This is a genomic window from Secundilactobacillus similis DSM 23365 = JCM 2765 (assembly GCF_001311075.1).
GTDB classification, from domain to species: domain Bacteria; phylum Bacillota; class Bacilli; order Lactobacillales; family Lactobacillaceae; genus Secundilactobacillus; species Secundilactobacillus similis.
This window is the reverse complement of sequence record NZ_BBAD01000171.1, coordinates 1-967: the sequence shown is the minus strand read 5'-3', so window position 1 is coordinate 967 and position 967 is coordinate 1. Positions and strand designations below refer to the sequence as shown.

General features: G+C 43.1%; 1 pseudogene. It reads right to left on the bottom strand.

The window, feature by feature from the left end:
* Positions 1–51: 51 nt before the first annotated feature.
* A pseudogene (locus JCM2765_RS16540) lies at positions 52–967 on the bottom strand (type I restriction enzyme subunit R domain-containing protein); the annotation flags it as partial.

The following is a 967-nucleotide window of genomic DNA, read 5'->3' as shown; positions in this document are numbered from 1 at the left end:
ATATTATATGTACGAAGGCATTTCATTTACACAAGATTCTTGACGCTACCCAAAATTAGTGTGATACTGCTGATTATAATCTTTTAAAATGGTGGCCATTTGATCATGTTTGTGCGCACTCTGATCTTCGTTTTCACTTAATGAATAAGTAATCGCAATTCGGGGCCAATTAGGATCCAGCTGATTATGAGTAGTCTTTTTCGCGGCTTTAAAGGCTTGATAATAGCGTTGCGCCATTTCAATGGAACTGGTGGTCAAAATAGCATTATAGTTGCCATGACCCAAGCTGGTTTTACGTGGGCCTTTTTGTAAAATATATTGAACAACTTGGTTAATATGTTCATCGGTCTCAAAGTCAGCCGGAGTTAAATACGTTTCTTCCAAGTCCTTGACTGACATCGCTTGAATCTTGGCTTGAATTTTTGCTTCATCAGCTGTACTCAGCAGGCGGCCTTGCTTATCACGACGCGCTTTGACCCGCTGAGTTTCTTTTTCGAGGGCCCGGGTTATTAACGTATCTTTGCCAATCGTTGTTACATGTTCCACGTTAAACGGTAACACGGCTTGGTCCTCTAAGGCGTCTCGCAAGTTATACACGTGACAGACTTTACCAAATAGCTCCTCAGTCGTAACTGCTAGATCCCCCTTGAGCTGTTTCTTATTTTCATTAAAGATGGGGGTGCCGGTGTAACCATACCAATTACTGTTGACAAACGCTGCCCGGATTTCCTTTTGCATCTTACCAAACTGCGACCGGTGGGCTTCATCAACAAAGAAGATCACCCGTTGTTTTAAAGTCTTGCTAAAGCGGGATTGCTTACCGGTTGCCAGCTGGGCTTGCGTTTTTTTGACCGCCCGATGGAGTTTCTGAATCGAGGTAACCAAGACCTTACCGTCATTTTGTTGCAACTTACGCATTAAATCACCGGTATTTTGGGCTTCGTTAATGGCAATATCGTCATTGGCA